The sequence below is a fragment of the Snodgrassella sp. CFCC 13594 genome, from assembly GCF_001590725.1.
Classification (GTDB): Bacteria; Pseudomonadota; Gammaproteobacteria; order Burkholderiales; family Neisseriaceae; genus Snodgrassella.
Map to the genome: position 1 here is coordinate 1 of NZ_LQXR01000024.1, position 16,472 is coordinate 16,472.

The window sequence follows — 16,472 nt, forward strand, 5'->3', positions numbered from 1 at the left end:
TATATCACTGTGGTAATTGTGTCATAAAAATGTCATTTATCTGTCTTAAAATAGTCATAAATATATATGGAGAGTGTGATTGTCTGATTCATCAATGACTTCGCCTGTGGCCTTGACTGCAGAGCAGCCATCCAGTAAATGGGGTGCTGCTGTTTTCTTGATGCTGTTATTGTCGGGTGTTATTTATGCAGGCTTTAGCTTGTATAGTGATTTACATTTGATACCATCAAGACCAACTATGGCTTATGTGCTGCTTGGCTTGGCATTATTTATTGCACTGGGTTTCGAGTTTGTGAATGGTTTTCATGATACGGCCAATGCAGTTGCTACCGTTATTTATACCCACTCTCTGCAACCGAACACAGCTGTGGTTTGGTCTGGGTTATTTAATTTTTTGGGTGTACTGACGTCATCTGGTGCAGTAGCCTATGGCATTATTTCCTTATTACCAGTGGAATTGGTTTTGCATGTGGGCAGTAATGCTGGTTTTGCAATGATTTTTTCTTTGCTACTGGCTGCCATCATTTGGAATTTGGGCACGTGGTGGCTTGGTTTGCCGTCATCGAGTTCACACACCTTGATTGGCTCAATAATTGGGGTGGGTGTCGCTAATCAATTGATGTCAGCACATGCTGGTACAGGCGGTGTAGATTGGCATCAAGTTCTGAATGTGGGTAAGGCTTTATTATTTTCACCTATCATTGGTTTTTTGCTGGCAGGGGCATTATTGTTACTTGCAAAAACATTGCTGCCAATCGCTGCTTTGTATCAACCGCCAAAAGATCAGAAAGCACCACCTTGGCCCATCCGACTGCTATTGGTTTTTACCTGTACCGCAGTTAGTTTTGCACATGGTTCAAATGATGGCCAAAAGGGTATGGGTCTGATTATGCTGATCTTGATTGGTACTGTGCCGATGGCCTATGCGCTCAACCATGCATTGCCTGAATCGGAGTTAGCTCAATTCTCAAAAACTTCTCTACAGGCTCAACGTGCATTACACGACTTGCTGCCGGCAGGCGCTGCACTCAATCATCAGCTCGATCCCCGTGTGATGGTGACTGAATTGGTTGAACAAAAACAAGGCACTCCTCAACAACTGGCTGCTGTGGACCAATTGATTGGTCAGATTGCATTGGAAGTAGGGCAACACGAAAATCTGAAGACGGTACCAGCGGATGAAGTGGGTAACATTAGGAATGACATGTACTTGACTTCGGAGTCATTACGGTTGATTCAAAATCAACAACTGCAGCATAACTTCCGCTTGAATGATGCAAACAACCAGGCCATTAGTGCATATCATCAGCCATTGATCACGCCACGAAATTTATCCCAGATTGGGTTAAAGTGGCGGTTGCGCTGGCTTTAGGATTGGGGACGTTGGTGGGTTGGCGGCGGATTGTGGTTACCGTTGGTGAGAAAATTGGTAAAACACACTTGTCTTATGCGCAAGGCGCCTCTGCGGAATTGGTTGCGGCTGCGACCATTTTTGCAGCGGATCACATGGGTTTGCCTGTTAGCACCACCCATGTGTTGTCGTCTGGGGTGGCAGGCACCATGGCGGCCAATAAATCAGGCTTACAAAAAGCTACCTTGAGAAATTTATTACTCGCTTGGATATTAACATTGCCCGCGTCTATTACATTAGCCGCTGGCTTATTTTGGTTGTTGCGGCATATATTTTGAGTTGCCTGAAATAGATGATTGGGCCGGATTGAAAATCCGGCCATTCTTATGGCTAAAATAATAAGCAAGAGAACCGTGATTGTGTTTATTCGAACACCAAACTTACGTTATAGGTGGAATAGATTATAATTTCGGCTTTGTATTGTGGCAGCCACAAATCGGCTTAGATTAAGGACATTGGTTCATGAAACACATTCACATCATTGGTATTGGCGGGACATTCATGGGCGGTATTGCGGCCATTGCAAAAGAGGCAGGTTACCGCGTTACAGGTTGTGATGCCAAAATGTATCCACCCATGAGTACGCAATTGGCGTCTTTGGGGATTGATGTGATGGAAGGTTTTGATGCGGCTCAATTGATGAATTATCCCGCAGACATGTATGTGATTGGTAATGTGGCCAGTCGCGGTATGCCTGTAGTGGAAGCGATTTTGAATCAAGGGCTGCCTTATACATCAGGTCCACAATGGCTGGCTGAACATGTTTTACAATCACATTGGGTGTTGGCCGTTGCGGGCACCCATGGCAAAACGACCACGGCCAGTATGCTGGCGTGGGTATTGGAGGATGCGGGGTTGGCGCCCGGTTTTTTAATTGGGGGTGTGCCTGAAAATTTCCATGTTTCTGCTCGCCTGCCTCAAGCTGATCAACAAAGTGGAATGGTCGCGTCATCTTTGTCGACGGATAAGGGTAGATGCAGACAAGGTTTTTTTGTGATTGAAGCGGATGAGTATGACACTGCTTTTTTCGATAAGCGCAGTAAGTTCGTGCATTATCGGCCACGTACAGCGCTTTTGAATAATTTAGAATATGACCATGCTGATATTTTCCCGGACTTGGCCGCTATCGAAACCCAATTTCATCACTTGGTGCGTACCATTCCTAGCGAAGGCTTGATTGTGAGCAATGGCCAATCTGAAGCTTTGGCGCGCGTTTTAGATAGAGGGTGCTGGACTCCAGTTGAAAATTTTGGTGAGGCCAATGACTGGCTAGTGGGTGCGGTAAATCAACAAGGTGGGTTCGATGTGTTATTCCAGCATCAGGTTGTAGGCCATGTTGAGTGGGATTTACTCGGTGACCACAATCGCATGAATGCACTTGCAGTGATTGCTGCTGCACGGCATGTAGGCATAGAAGTACGAGCATCATGTGCAGCGTTAGGTCGATTCCAAAATGTGAAACGACGCATGGAGATTAAAGGTGTAGTGAGTGGAATTACCGTTTACGATGATTTTGCTCATCATCCCACCGCAATTGCTACTACCATTGCGGGCCTACGGCAGAAAATAGGATCGGGGCGAATTGTGGCGGTGTTGGAGCCACGCTCCAATACCATGAAATTGGGTACCATGAAAGCAGCTTTACCCAATAGCTTGGCACAAGCAGACGAAATATATTGCTATGCCGGGGGTGTCGACTGGGATGTTCATGCAGCCTTGCATGAATTGGGCGCTAAAGTGCATGTGGACACTGATTTTGATGTGCTGGTGGCTAAGATTGTCGCTGCAGCGCAGCCTGGTGATCAAATTTTGGTGATGAGCAACGGCGGCTTTCAAGGCATACATCAGAAAATTTTATTGGGATTAGCACAAAAATTCTAGGCTAGGCTGCATTGGAGTCGATGGGTGTCAACCTTCTCTGATGCAGTTGTTGTTACAGTGGTTCGTAGACGGTTGCTTTTGCTCGCTCTGCCATACTCAATCGGCCGTATACAGTTTGCCATTGATGCTGCGCCTCTCGTGCATCACATTGATTGGCTAGTGCTTGCTGGGTATGATCCATTTGTGACCAAGCGAGATTCTCTAACGTCGAGCAATCCATGGTGTGCAGAACTGATTTCAGGCTGCCTGAATGGGTGCTTACTTCAGTTGCTGGCCAGAAAAACAAGCTGGCCAGAATCATCAAGAGTGGTATTTCTAATACATAGATACGCATGACTAGCTCCTACAGGATATTTGTTATCACTATAATTATTTTTTTCTTATTTGTACTTAGAAAAATCTAATAAAAATTAAAAAATATAAAATAAATATTTTTTATTTAATTTTTATAAAAACAAAGTAGAATAATCTATACATCTATTTCATCATTTGCAAACACAATATGAAGAGGCCCTATGAGCACATTTAAAGATAGGTTGGCTTCCCTTTGGCCTGGTGAGCGACAGGCCAAAATTGCAGCAGACATTGACATGACTATGGCGGGATTTAGTAGGATATGGCATGAAGGCGGCTTGCCTAAGGCAGATACACTCAAAAAAATCAAGTTATTGAAAGGCTGTAGTTTGGATTGGCTGTTGACAGGTGAAGGTGATCCTTTTCCTGAAGGCGCTCAGCAACAAACAGCGGTGGCCGATACATTGGGCAATCCTGTTGATGCCGATGATTTTGTGTACGTTCCTCGTTACGATATAGAAGCTGCAGCCGGTCATGGACGTTTAGCTGAACATGAGCGCCCTTTGTTTACCATGGCATTTAGACGAGACTGGATACACCAAATGGTTAGCAATCGACCGAGTGGGTTATCCGTGATTTCGGTGAAGGGGGACTCTATGGAAGGTGTGCTTAATGATGGTGATACCATATTGATTAGCGAGGTTGATGGCGTTAGCCGTGATGGGCTTTATGTCCTGCGTATTAATGATAATTTATTGGTAAAACGATTGCAGTTGATGCCGGGTAATATGATTAATGTGATCTCCGCCAATGAAGCGTACCCCAGTTTTGAAATTAATTTGAATCAAACCGAAGACCATGTCCAAATTATTGGCAAAGTGGTGTGGTTTGGGCGGTATTTATAAGTCAAATGGCAGATAGCAGGCAAAATTGTTTGAATGTTCCTAATGCATTGGTTTTTAATGTTAATTATTTTATGATATGTTGCGGTTCATTTGTATTGAGTGCAGTGATGATTATCAACTGAGGTGTTGATGGTAAGACATTTTCAGGCAACCTTTGAAATCACACTCATCATGCGAGCAGTTTGCCTACAGGTGAAATGGTGTCATGGTTTTCAATGTGGTTAATCAACTTATTGGAGTTTATTGGTGTCTATTGAAAAACCGCTCTTATTTGAAGAGCGGTTTTTTGCCACACTTGATGCGCAATCTTTAAGAAGCAAGTTTGTGGTCAGTTGGGGAATCACTGCCATCGCTCATCAACCATTGAGGTTGTGCACCGGTTTCAATTACTGCTTGGTTTACAATAACTTTTTTAACGCCTTCTTGATCGGGTAAGGCATACATGGTATCGGTTAGCGCGTGTTCTAAGATGGAACGCAGGCCGCGAGCCCCCGTTTTGCGGGCCATTGCCAGTTTGGCTATGGCGCGTAGTGCAGAAGGCAATATCTCTAATTCAACGCCTTCCATGGCAAAGAGCGCCTGATACTGTTTGATTAACGCATTTTTGGGCTCAGTAAGGATATTGATTAAGGCTTCTTCGTCTAATTCGGCTAAAGTGGCGATGATAGGCAATCGACCAATCAGCTCAGGGATGAGGCCAAATTTAATCAAGTCTTCTGGTTCTACCGTTTCAAAAAGCGCACTGATGTCGGCATCCTCGTCTTTACTGTGTACCGAAGCGCCGAAGCCGATACCACCTTTTTCTGTGCGCTGTCGGATGACTTTTTCTAAGCCGGCAAAAGCGCCACCGCAAATAAAGAGAATATTGGTGGTGTCGACATTGATGAATTCTTGATTGGGGTGTTTGCGGCCACCCTGCGGCGGTACCGATGCCACGGTGCCTTCAACCAGTTTTAATAAAGCCTGTTGTACACCTTCGCCTGAGACATCACGGGTAATAGAAGGATTGTCACTTTTGCGTGAAATTTTATCAATTTCATCAATGTAAACGATGCCTTTCTGTGCTTTTTCAACATCAAAATCGCATTTGGCCAACAATTTGGTGATGATTTGTTCCACATCTTCACCCACATAGCCTGCCTCAGTGAGTGTGGTTGCATCAGCCATGACAAATGGCACATCCAATTTTCTCGCCAAGCTTTGCGCCAACAACGTTTTGCCGGAGCCAGTGGGGCCAATCAACAAGATATTCGATTTTGACAGCTCCACATTATTGATGTTGTGGGGTTGGCGCAAACGTTTGTAGTGATTGTATACCGCCACCGCCAATAATTTTTTGGCCGATTCCTGCCCAATTACATACTGATCCAAATTGGCCACGATTTCAGCCGGCGTAGGCAAATGTTGCTCACCCTCTGCCAGTGTTACGTCGGTTTCTTCATCTGGGTTGCGCAGCATGGTGCTGCACGTGTCCACGCATTCATTGCAAATCAAAGCGTGTTCGCCTTCAATCAGGTTTTTGACTTCATCTTCGGCCTTGCCGCAGAATGAACAATATCGGGTGTTTTTACTCATGTGTTTGTTCTATCCAGTTAAAATCCGACAGCTTCAGATTGGCAGCTATCCAAGGAAGTTGCCTGAAAATCTTTTTTTATTGAAGCTGTTAATGCTGAAATTAAGCATGCCAGTATAGACACTTATGGCGTCTGCTTCAAATGTAATCTGCTGCTTTTGGCCGCTTGAATTCCTTTTGATAAAGCGATAAATAGCCCAATGTAACTGGTCTTATTTGTTTGCTTTTGTGCTTAATACAAGGTTTAAAAACGGGTTTTTACATTTGTTTTCTTTACAAGGAAATTGTTTTTACCGACAATCAGGTCACTTTATAAGTGGAAGATCGGTTGGTTGAACTTGCCACAGCATGTTTTTCAAAGCAGCGTGCAGTGACATGATTTTCATCGGTAACCGTATCCAGCTCATCGGCCACACAAGTTAAAGGAAACACAATGAAATATGATTTGTGCCAATTGAGGCAATTGTCAGGAGTTTGCTTACTGGGTGCTGGCTTGCTGTTGTCCATGCCAGCGGTTGCCGATGATTTGGACGTTTTAGGGCGCTTTATTGAGCAGAATCAGGTAACTCCTGTTGACCCCATTAGTTCTTATTCCCGCAGTAACAATGTATTGGAAGAACGGGCGCAAGTGGCAGGCCCGCTGCTTAGCTCTCAGTCTGCTTTGATTATGAATAGCCGTACGGGCGAGATCCTATACCAAAAAAACATCAACCAAGTGCGTTCGATTGCGTCTATTTCAAAATTGGTGTCGGCCATGGTGGTTTTAGATGCCAATCAGAATATGAATGAACCCATCACCATTACTGATGCAGAAATTGATCGTTTGAAAGGAACCGGTAGCCGCTTGTCTGTGGGGACCACCTTGAGTCGGCGAGAGTTGCTGCATATTGGGTTGATGAGCAGTGAGAATCGCGCCATCCACGCTTTGGCGCGGACATACCCGGGTGGCATGCCCGCATTTGTGGCGGCGATGAATCGTAAAGTGCAAAGCCTTGGCATGGTCAACTCGCGCTTTTATGAACCCACTGGGCTAGATCCGAGGAATGTATCAACTGCACATGATTTAGGCAGCTTGGTGCGTGCAGCTGGCCAATATTCGATGATTCGCCAGTTTACGACCGATAATTACGGCTCGGTATACACCAGTGTAGGCAAGCAGCAGGTCTACCATAATTCCAATGCACTGGTTCGTGAAGGTGCCTGGCCCGTGACGTTACAAAAAACGGGGTATATTCGAGAAGCCGGACGCTCTATGGTGGTGCAAACGACCATGCAAAATCAGCCTGTGGTGATTGTATTGCTCAATTCACCGACTTCAGCCACCCGTGTAAATGACGCTCGCAGTGTGCGCTCATGGATGCTGACACGCAGCCAGAGCCTGTAATCGAGATTTTTGGGTTGTACCAATTAAAACCGCCCTATAGGGCGGTTTTTTCAGGCAGCCTAAGTTGCTCATTAGTCTTCTAGACAGCCAGTGTTTTTGTATAAGGTGAACAAAGGCACGCCTTCAGTGCGTATTTTCTCACCGCCAGATAAATCAGTGAACTCAATAATGGCAGCGGCCTCAACCACTTTCGCGCCCAATTTATGGATGAGATTGACACCAGCCAACATGGTGCCGCCCGTGGCCACCAAATCATCCACCAGTAAGACTCGGGTACCCGGTTTAACGGCATCGGTATGCATCTCGATGGTGGCGTGGCCATATTCCAAGGCATAGCTTTCGGCCACAGTAGTGAACGGCAGCTTGCCCTTTTTGCGAATGGGGACAAACCCTACATTTAATTGATAAGCCAATGCTGCACCGATGATAAACCCACGGGCATCCAATCCGGCCACTACGTCAATACGTTGATCCATATAGCGATACACCATCAAGTCCACCAATAAGCGGAAGTATTGTGGGCTTTGCAATACGGGTGTGATGTCATGGAATAAAATACCTTCTTGTGGCCAGTTCGGGATTTTACGAATTTTTGCGGCCAGTGCGTCAACGCCCATGACTTCCGGGTGGGTGAGCATGATTTTTCCTTTGGCAATGAGTGGGATGGAGGGTTGCCTGAAACCGTGAAAAAGGATTAAGAACCTCACTGATCGGCGGTTGCGAGCGCATCATAGCACCAAACCGTCTTTCAGGCAGCCGCCACAACAAGGCTTTTTGGTACAATGAGAATATTCTTGAATTCAGCTTCAAAGCACAGGTTGAACATATGGTCACCACCGCTGATATTGCCCATACAGATGCGCTTTCCTCTGATAACCGTGTCTGGCTAGATCGCTATATTGCTGCTCAAGCAGATGAGGTCAAAACCATGTTGACGCATGCGTGGGCATTGGTTCAGGCGCATTATCCGAATGATGCGTGCACACCATCTGGTGAGCCAGTACTAGCCAATGTGCTGGCCGCAGCCAAAACGGTGGCTGAAATGGATTTACTGAATGATGCCGTGGCCGCTACCTTGCTTTTGGATATGCCCAATTATGTATCTGATTGGCGTCTTGAAGTAGAAGCGAAATGTGGCAAAAGTGTGGCGCAATTGGTTGCGGGTTTGGACCAAATCCAAAAATTAACTCAATTTGTACGCGTAGATCAGCTCAATACTCAGGAAGAACGGCAGCAACAAGCCGAGGCCATGCGCCAAATGTTGCTGGCCATGGTTACGGATATCCGTGTCGTCTTGATTAAATTGGCCCTACGTACCCAAACCATGGTGTATTTGGCCCATGTTGCCGATGAGGAATTGAAGCGGCGCATTGCCAAGGAAACCATGGATGTATTTGCGCCTTTGGCCAATCGTTTGGGTGTGTGGCAGCTCAAATGGCAGTTGGAAGATTTGGGTTTTCGCTATCAGCATCCAGAGGAATACAAGCGCATCGCGAAGCTACTGGATGAAAAGCGAGTGGAGCGTCTGGAATACATTGATCATTTTGTTGATACCATCAAAGAGCAATTAGATAAGCTCAACCTGCATTTTGAAGTGGCTGGGCGGCCCAAACACATCTATTCCATTTACCGCAAAATGGTGAAGAAGAAACTTGATTTTGATGGCCTGTACGACATACGGGCGGTACGTATTTTGGTGGATACAGTGCCAGAATGCTATGCCACGCTCGGTGTGGTGCACAGTCTGTGGCAGCCGATCCCGGGTGAGTTTGACGACTATATCGCCCACCCCAAGGCCAATGATTATCAGAGTCTGCATACCGTGGTGGTGGGTCCTGAAGACAAAGGCGTGGAAGTGCAGATACGCACCTTCGATATGCACCGATATGCCGAATTTGGGGTAGCCGCGCATTGGCGCTATAAGGAAGGTGGGAAGGGCGATTCTGCGTATGAGCAAAAAATCGCTTGGTTGCGGCAATTGCTCGATTGGCGCGAAAACATGGCCGAATCAGATCGTGAAGATTTGGCCAGTGCCTTTCAAACGGAATTATTCAATGACACCATTTATGTGCTCACCCCTCATGGCAAGGTATTTGCCTTACCTGCCGGAGCCACGCCCATTGATTTTGCTTATGCGCTGCATTCCGATTTAGGCAATCGTTGCCGCGGCGCCAAGGTGGATGGCCAAATTGTGCCGTTATCGACACCTTTGGAAAATGGGCAGAGAGTGGAAATTATTGCTGCGAAGGAAGGTGGACCTTCTGTTAATTGGTTGCATGATGGGTGGGTTAGGAGCAGCAAAGCCATAGGGAAAATCCGTTCCTATATTCGCCAGCAAAACACCGATTCGGTGCGTGAAGAAGGTAGGCATCTGCTGGAAAAACAGTTGGCCAAGATTCAACCGAAGCCTAATCTGCATAAGCTGACAGAAGAGTTGGGCTTCGACAAAATAGACGATGTTTATGCCGCGCTAGGACAGGGTGAATTGTCTGCCCGTGCTATTCAAAAAGCGGCTGGGGCACTGATTGAGCCACCACCGCCGCAGATCAGTGAAGCCAGTTTGGTGAAACAGAGTAAAATTAAGGCGAGCTTAAGTGGCATTTTGGTAGATGGCGAATCGGGTTTGTTGACCACCTTGGCCAAGTGCTGTAAACCAGCACCGGGTGATGATATTGTGGGTTTTGTTACCCGAGAAAGAGGCGTCTCTATCCACCGTAAAAATTGCCCTTCCTTCCAACATTTGGCGCAATTGACGCCTGAAAAAGTGTTGCCGGTAAGTTGGGCATCGCAACAAGACAACCAAGTTTTTGCCATTGACATTGAAATCAGGGCGCAAGATCGGGGAGGGCTTTTACGTGATGTGTCAGATGCGCTGGCCCGCAATAAATTGAATGTCACGGCGGTGCAAACCCAATCTAAAGATTTGGAAGCATTGATGCGTTTTACTTTGGAAGTGCGCCAGGTTAATGACTTGCCCCGGGTGTTGGCGAGCTTGGGTGAAGTCAAAGGAGTATTGACGGTCACGCGTTTGTAACGGCGAAACTCAGGCTGTTGGCCTGTTTCAGGCAGCCTTTTATGTGGTTTCGGTGATAAGGTCAAGCATATTTGGATTGGCTGTACCTCATGTGTTATATGCTTCATGCTGTTTTAGTGTGGTGCTGGTGAAGCCATAAATTCATTTCTTTAACCATGGCATAATGATGACCGAATTCGATTTTATTCGTCAACGTAGGTTTTTACAGTATTTATAAAAACTCAATTTAATATTCAATTAATTGAAAATATAATAATAGCTATTTAGTGTCCTATAGCGTCTATTGGAATCTGTTTACATCAAACAATTTTAGCGGTATGTTTTGCGGTATGATTTTGACTGAATTACACCATGCCTAAAATTATTCTGCCGCTGTCTGCCGCCAAGATTCGCAACACCAAACCCACTGCCAAAGTTCAAAAGCTGAGAGATGGTAATGGCCTGATGTTGGTTATTCACCCTCATGGCCGCTATGTGTGGGTATTTGAGTGGAAAGACGGCGACAAGTACCGCTCATTGACTTTGGGCGACTACCCCCAGTTTTCACTTGCTGAAGCCAGAGATTGGCGAGAAAGCATCCGTGGCCGTTTGGCGCGTGGTTTGTCTGCTGAAGAGAAAAATGCCAGCTTCCATGCTGTCTTTGATGAATGGTTTGCCCGATGGCAGCCAACCGTTACCGAAAAATACGCGGCTCAGATACGGCGATCTATTATTAAAAACATCATGCCGTCATTGGGTGAAATGGAAGTAACCGAGATTAGGCGTGTAGACGTGGTGAATGCTTTGCGGGTTTATGAATCCCGTGGCGTGCTGGCTTATCTTCACCAGGCTAAATTTGCCATCAAACAATGCTTGGACTATGCCGTGAACAGTGGCTATTGCGAGTACAATTTTGCCGCCAATCTGGGCAGAGGTACATTCAAGCCACATCAAAAGACCCATTTCAGAGCCTTGCCGCCCGATGGCTTACCAGAGCTCATCCAACAAATTGAGACCAAATTATCAGGCACAACCCAGTTATGCGCGTATTGGCAATTAATGACCATGTGCCGTCCCAGAGAAGCCGCAGAAACGCGTTTTGACGAGTTAGACTTGCAGACAGGGCTATGGGTGCTGCCGATAGAGAAAACGAAGCGTAGACGGCTTAGCGGGGCAGCAAACCATGTTGTGCCATTGGTGCCGCATCTACTAGAGCTATTGGAAGAGATTAAGGCAATCAATTTCAATGGCGAATATTTATTTGATGGGTATGGAAAGGCACCACACATTTATCGAGAATCAGTAGGGCAAGCAATGAGGCGTGAGGGCTTTAATACGACGGCACACGGCTTCAGAGCATTGGCACGTACCTATCTAAGGGAAACCCGCCAATTTAGCCATGACGCGTTGGAAATGTGCCTTAGCCACGCGGTAGGCGATGCTACCGAGCGGGCATACAGTAGAAGTTTGCTACTGGAAGAACGGCGCGAGATTCTGACCTACTGGACGGATGTTATTTGGAAGCTAAGGCTGGGTGAGAAATCAAATAGGGTGATCTTCTAAACACGACCCACTATATTCTTCTGAAGTAATTTCCAGTACTCAGGCAATTAATTCTGTGAATCATCATCTAGATTGATGAATGCATATGGTTGATCTGGTGATTGTCTCCCAATAAGGGTACCTGACGGTACGTATTTATTCGCGGCTATATACTCTGCGCATATATCCATCCATTCTTTCATTATTTCCGCTGATATACCTTCTTTCCAACATTCTAGTATTGCATTTATCAGATCACGAAATCTAAAACAATTTAAAACGTCTGTTGTTTTAGATGATATTACATCGTGCATTGTCCTATCTAAGCTAGTCCAAAGTGATTTAGGTTTACTTTGAATTTCAGATAGATATTCGTCATATAGCTTTATATTATCAATTCCCCAACCGGTATTAGATCGGTACTCGCCATCAAATTCAGGTGAGATATCGAAGAATGTTGGCAGTGATTGTACAAAGAAATTAAATGGCTCAACGTCAGGACGAATGAAATAAATTAAAGGTTTTCCGTCAAAAATAACATTTGCGCTTGTATAAGCAATACAAAATTCTACTGCCTCATTAAGGCTTGTTCCTCGATCCTGAGCAAGCATTTCAATCGCTTTTTTATATCGCGGCCTTAAAGATACAGTCATTCTAGTTGGGGTTTCTCCGGGGTAAGCCTTTGGCCTACCAAGTTTTTTTTGGGACATACAGCCTAATCCATTTAATTTAATCATTAGTGGTGCACAAAGTATTGCACAGCATCCGAAAAATGTATATAGTGCCCTTGAGTGCATTATTTAATGCACCATTAATGTAATATAATTAAAAAGGTTTTATATGGAAAATCAAAAAGCAATCGAAGCAACGCCGCAGTTACCTGATGACTGCGTTTACTGGCCGATTGAAACACTGGCCAGCGGTGTGGTGCACATGGGTCGCAATGCCATTTATCAGGCGATTAAGAATGACGGGTTCCCTGCGCCTTATAAATTCGGTGGTCGCCGCAGCTTGTGGAAGAAAACCGAGGTATTGGAGTGGATGCGCACCCGTCCACAGGGTGTTTCTGGCTGGAGTGTAACGAAAGGAAAGGTGGCTTAAATGAACATCATTGCAACAGTAGCAGTACCCATGGGGGAAATGGACACCAAGTGGGTGCCATTGGGCATCTACCAAAACGAGGCAGACGCAACAGCAGCAGTGCGCGACTACACTGCCAACAATGATTATGACGCGTGGACGCTGGTTAGAGATTGTGCCGCCAGTCAACCATTTTATGACCGATTGAAACAACGTTTGGAGGTGGCAGCATGAATAAGAAATACGACGCAGTGGCTTTGTTTGATGCTATGTACGGGAACAAATGCAATTTGGAATGGCTAGGCTCATTATTTGAAGCTATTAAGCTAGCCAGTAAGGACGATCGGCCAATTACCGTCCAGCAATTGGCCGAAATTGGCGAGTTTTTGACCGAGACGCTTGGCCCATGTGATAGCGAAATAAAGGAAGTAGAAGCAGCCATAGAGGCTGATAACAAACGTAAAGGATTAGACGCATGAACGCATTGATTGAACTGCAATACCAAGGCAGCACGATACTTGCCGATGACAAAGCATGGTTTTCTGCTACGGACGTTGCTAGACCATATGGCAAGCGTCCAGTTGATTGGCTTAAAAATCCTGAAACTGAGCGTTATGTTGATGCACTGTGCAGAAAATATGAAGTGAGAAAATCTCACTTCATAAAAACCAGCAAAGGACGCGGCAAGAATGGCACATGGTTGCACCGCAAGTTGGCAATCCCATTTGCACGTTGGCTTGATGTGGATATGGCTATCTGGCTGGACGAGAAGCTAGAAGCGATCATATTTGATGGGCAGCAATGGCAGCAGAACCGTGTAGAAGCGTCTAAAAACTTTCGGATGGTATGTGACGCCTTGCATGACCGATACGTGGCTGAAACTGGCCAGAAACCGCGGCAATACGCCTATATCAATGAAAGCTGTCGGATTAATAAAGCGCTGACTGGTAAATGGGCAAAACTGGACCGAGAGAAGTTGACGCAAAAGCAGCTTGATATGCTGGATAGTGTGCTGTGCTATGACCTAGGGCTAATTACCACAGGATGCCGAGAACGGGAGCGTGAGGCGCGATTGGCTTTGTTTGTAATGACTAGGCTTGGAGGCGGATTTTATTTAGAAAAGAAAACAGCGTGAAAACCGGTAAGTAAACACGCTGAATCTAAGATGATGTAATATTAGAAGCGAGGTTGCCGCCTCGCTTTTTTCCACACTATATACGGGTAAGATTTTATCTTATGTCTAATGATATTTCAATCAAGCCAACGCAATTTGGTATTGTTCCTGCACAATTATTTAATGACGTAATTGATAATCTTGGTTTGGATTATGCCATCTGTTTGCTGATATTGGCAGCGGGCACCAAGATACAAAATCATTGCTATATTGCTAAAACAAACTGGGCCAGTACTTCTATTGCTCGTTATACAGGGATTGCTCAGCGTCGGGCACAAAATATGCTCACTAAAATGGCTGAGGATGGATTCATTACTAACGAAAACGCGTCTGCAAAACGGCCTACATATTGTTTAAATTTCGATAAAAATGACTACTTAATTCACTTCCCTATATCTTTATTTTCCGATATCAATGGGAATGGCAGTGCATTGGAAAATCTAAGACTTGGTAGGAAAAAAGATGCCATAAAATTATTGATTAATCTCTACAGATACCAAGATATGGGCTGCTTTGGTGGTATTGACCCCAAGATTGCCTCATGTGAATCAGCCGGCACTCATATTTCCTCTTTGGGTGGTTCTATACAGTATTATCATCTAAAACATTTTTTTATACCTGCTTTGGCACATACAAGAATGGATCATGAGATACATAAAATACTTAAGGACAAGAGTTGCGACAAATTTTGGGATTCGTTCCACATATTGCAACAGTTTAATTTAATCGATAGTGGATTATATGTTTTTGAAAGTAATGATGAAAACGCTGAATTAATTCTTCCTATTTCTGATTCTAATCTATCCGATACCCATGGATTTTTTGATTTAGCAGTTGATTGCCTTAGCTATTTGTATCACGACAAGTTGAACCAGGTAGAATGTGAACAAAAGACTAAGGTAAAAGTCATTTCATACATTGAAAATATAAAACACAGCGAATCTACCGCTAGGCGAGTTTTTAGGCTTCATTATAGGATCAACAACGAGCCGGAAAGGGAATGGTTCAACACTATGAGAAAGGCGAATGAAAACGCTCATGAGGTAACCACAAACATCTGGGAAAAGTGGGAAAAGTGGGAAATTTAAACTATGAATTGTAAAGAAAGTACTCTATCAGTTATTTCAGTTTTTTCAGTTCTATCAGCTTTATCAAAATAAAAGAAATAATACATGCATGCAATGGGGGTTGCAAAAGAGCATGAGAATGCATGAAAACTTGCTAATTTGAATGTGTTTGAAACACTTGAATGTGTAGGTGAACGTGAAGATATTGCACTAATGCTGAGTGCAAAAACCCAAAATGAGACTATGGGAGACCCAAAATGGGCTAATGGTGAACCCAATTTGGGCTGATGCCATATTGCTGAAACCGCAAACAGCGCTGAGAGCAAACAGCGCTGAGAGCAAACAGCCTGATGGGCAATATGGGTGGTGGGTAAATGACTATAGCCCTGAATCAGTGACAACCGTCCCGAATCAGTGACAACCGTCCCGAATCAGGACAGTCCCGAATCGGTAACAACGTACCGAATCAGTACACCATCCAAATCTGGATTGGCTATCAATCATTCCCGTTGGCTCACTTTTGAGCTTACGTTAGCCCACTTTTGGGCTTACGTGGAAAATCAAGGTATTGGGCGAAGCTTCAGAAAGTGAAGGTGCAACATCTGCATGTGCAGAATCTGCATGTGCAAGATATTCACTTTCACTTAGGCGAAAAATTTCCACACGGAGAATTTCCGCCTTGGCTTGCATGTCAAAACGACACGACCGTGTCAAAACAACATGTGTCAAAACAACACGACCGTGTCAAAACAACACGCTAGCCCGTGTCAAAACGATGCGCATCAAAACGATACGCTGAGGCGTATCAAATCAATACGGTTGTATCAAAACGATACGCTGAGGCGTATCAAATCAATACGGTTGTATCAAAACGATACGAACGTATCAAAACAATGCGGTGCTCCGTCTGGTTTCCATACGCTCGTCTGGTTTCCATACGCGTTGCAAAACGCCACGACCGTGGCAAAACGCCACGACCGTCGGAAATTCCAACGCTGACCAGTACCAAAAAAGGGGATGCCTCGGAAAACGGTACCAGTCCCGAAAATGGGGACGGGTTGCATTATCTTGTGACTACCCCTATTATGTATATACAAATTGTATATACAAGAATATTTAACCATGTTAGAAATCGCACCCAGTATTGA

General features: G+C 45.0%; 16 protein-coding genes. 12 read left to right on the top strand and 4 right to left on the bottom strand.

The window, feature by feature from the left end:
- Positions 1 to 79 precede the first annotated feature (79 nt).
- From A2F46_RS10680 to mpl, 3 genes are all read left to right on the top strand, one after another.
- On the top strand, positions 80 to 1,372 hold the full coding sequence (locus tag A2F46_RS10680; protein ID WP_197457647.1) for an inorganic phosphate transporter: 1,293 nt from the start codon (positions 80 to 82) through the stop codon (positions 1,370 to 1,372).
- Positions 1,351 to 1,689 carry an inorganic phosphate transporter gene (locus A2F46_RS12675; RefSeq protein ID WP_231867782.1) on the top strand — a complete coding sequence of 113 codons (339 nt, stop codon included), beginning with the start codon at positions 1,351 to 1,353 and terminating at the stop codon, positions 1,687 to 1,689. The genes A2F46_RS10680 and A2F46_RS12675 overlap by 22 nt, the downstream gene beginning before the upstream one ends.
- Before the next feature lie 184 nt (positions 1,690 to 1,873).
- Positions 1,874 to 3,292, top strand: coding sequence for a UDP-N-acetylmuramate:L-alanyl-gamma-D-glutamyl-meso-diaminopimelate ligase (mpl, locus tag A2F46_RS10685; RefSeq protein WP_066570323.1), 1,419 nt, complete (start codon positions 1,874 to 1,876; stop codon positions 3,290 to 3,292).
- A gap of 52 nt (positions 3,293 to 3,344) precedes the next feature.
- On the opposite strand, the gene A2F46_RS10690 is transcribed toward mpl, so the two are convergent.
- On the bottom strand, positions 3,345 to 3,626 hold the full coding sequence (locus tag A2F46_RS10690; protein WP_066570326.1) for a hypothetical protein: 282 nt from the start codon (positions 3,624 to 3,626) through the stop codon (positions 3,345 to 3,347).
- Positions 3,627 to 3,807: 181 nt separating this feature from the next.
- On the opposite strand from A2F46_RS10690, the gene A2F46_RS10695 reads away from it, so the two are divergent.
- On the top strand, positions 3,808 to 4,491 hold the full coding sequence (locus tag A2F46_RS10695; RefSeq protein WP_066570328.1) for a helix-turn-helix transcriptional regulator: 684 nt from the start codon (positions 3,808 to 3,810) through the stop codon (positions 4,489 to 4,491).
- 309 nt (positions 4,492 to 4,800) lie between these two features.
- On the opposite strand, the gene clpX is transcribed toward A2F46_RS10695, so the two are convergent.
- On the bottom strand, positions 4,801 to 6,066 hold the full coding sequence (gene clpX / locus A2F46_RS10700; protein ID WP_066570329.1) for an ATP-dependent Clp protease ATP-binding subunit ClpX: 1,266 nt from the start codon (positions 6,064 to 6,066) through the stop codon (positions 4,801 to 4,803).
- A gap of 431 nt (positions 6,067 to 6,497) precedes the next feature.
- On the opposite strand from clpX, the gene A2F46_RS10705 reads away from it, so the two are divergent.
- Positions 6,498 to 7,448, top strand: coding sequence for a D-alanyl-D-alanine carboxypeptidase family protein (locus A2F46_RS10705; protein WP_066570330.1), 951 nt, complete (start codon positions 6,498 to 6,500; stop codon positions 7,446 to 7,448).
- A gap of 71 nt (positions 7,449 to 7,519) precedes the next feature.
- On the opposite strand, the gene A2F46_RS10710 is transcribed toward A2F46_RS10705, so the two are convergent.
- The gene (locus A2F46_RS10710) at positions 7,520 to 8,086 is read right to left on the bottom strand and encodes an adenine phosphoribosyltransferase (protein ID WP_066570332.1); all 567 of its coding nucleotides are present in this window, start codon (positions 8,084 to 8,086) and stop codon (positions 7,520 to 7,522) included.
- Between the two features lie 188 nt (positions 8,087 to 8,274).
- Between A2F46_RS10710 and A2F46_RS10715 the strand changes: the two genes are divergently transcribed.
- Positions 8,275 to 10,482, top strand: coding sequence for a bifunctional (p)ppGpp synthetase/guanosine-3',5'-bis(diphosphate) 3'-pyrophosphohydrolase (locus tag A2F46_RS10715; RefSeq protein ID WP_066570334.1), 2,208 nt, complete (start codon positions 8,275 to 8,277; stop codon positions 10,480 to 10,482).
- 351 nt (positions 10,483 to 10,833) lie between these two features.
- On the top strand, positions 10,834 to 12,024 hold the full coding sequence (locus A2F46_RS10720) for an integrase arm-type DNA-binding domain-containing protein (RefSeq protein WP_066570336.1): 1,191 nt from the start codon (positions 10,834 to 10,836) through the stop codon (positions 12,022 to 12,024).
- A 47-nt stretch (positions 12,025 to 12,071) separates the two neighbouring features.
- On the opposite strand, the gene A2F46_RS10725 is transcribed toward A2F46_RS10720, so the two are convergent.
- The gene (locus tag A2F46_RS10725; RefSeq protein ID WP_066570338.1) at positions 12,072 to 12,713 is read right to left on the bottom strand and encodes a hypothetical protein; all 642 of its coding nucleotides are present in this window, start codon (positions 12,711 to 12,713) and stop codon (positions 12,072 to 12,074) included.
- A 130-nt stretch (positions 12,714 to 12,843) separates the two neighbouring features.
- Between A2F46_RS10725 and A2F46_RS12680 the strand changes: the two genes are divergently transcribed.
- The 5 genes from A2F46_RS12680 (at position 12,844) to A2F46_RS10750 (ending at position 15,345) form a co-directional block, all read left to right on the top strand.
- On the top strand, positions 12,844 to 13,104 hold the full coding sequence (locus A2F46_RS12680; protein WP_066570340.1) for an AlpA family transcriptional regulator: 261 nt from the start codon (positions 12,844 to 12,846) through the stop codon (positions 13,102 to 13,104).
- A complete protein-coding gene (locus tag A2F46_RS10735) occupies positions 13,105 to 13,317 on the top strand; it encodes a hypothetical protein (RefSeq protein ID WP_066570341.1) in 213 nt (70 codons plus the stop codon).
- On the top strand, positions 13,314 to 13,562 hold the full coding sequence (locus A2F46_RS10740; protein WP_066570343.1) for a hypothetical protein: 249 nt from the start codon (positions 13,314 to 13,316) through the stop codon (positions 13,560 to 13,562). Before A2F46_RS10735 ends, A2F46_RS10740 begins: the two co-directional genes overlap by 4 nt.
- Positions 13,559 to 14,218: a KilA-N domain-containing protein gene (locus A2F46_RS10745; RefSeq protein WP_066570344.1), complete on the top strand. Its 660-nt coding sequence runs from the start codon at positions 13,559 to 13,561 to the stop codon at positions 14,216 to 14,218. Before A2F46_RS10740 ends, A2F46_RS10745 begins: the two co-directional genes overlap by 4 nt.
- Positions 14,219 to 14,319: 101 nt before the next feature.
- Complete coding sequence (locus tag A2F46_RS10750; RefSeq protein ID WP_066570346.1) at positions 14,320 to 15,345, top strand: hypothetical protein; 1,026 nt, start codon at positions 14,320 to 14,322, stop codon at positions 15,343 to 15,345.
- Positions 15,346 to 16,472: the final 1,127 nt, after the last annotated feature.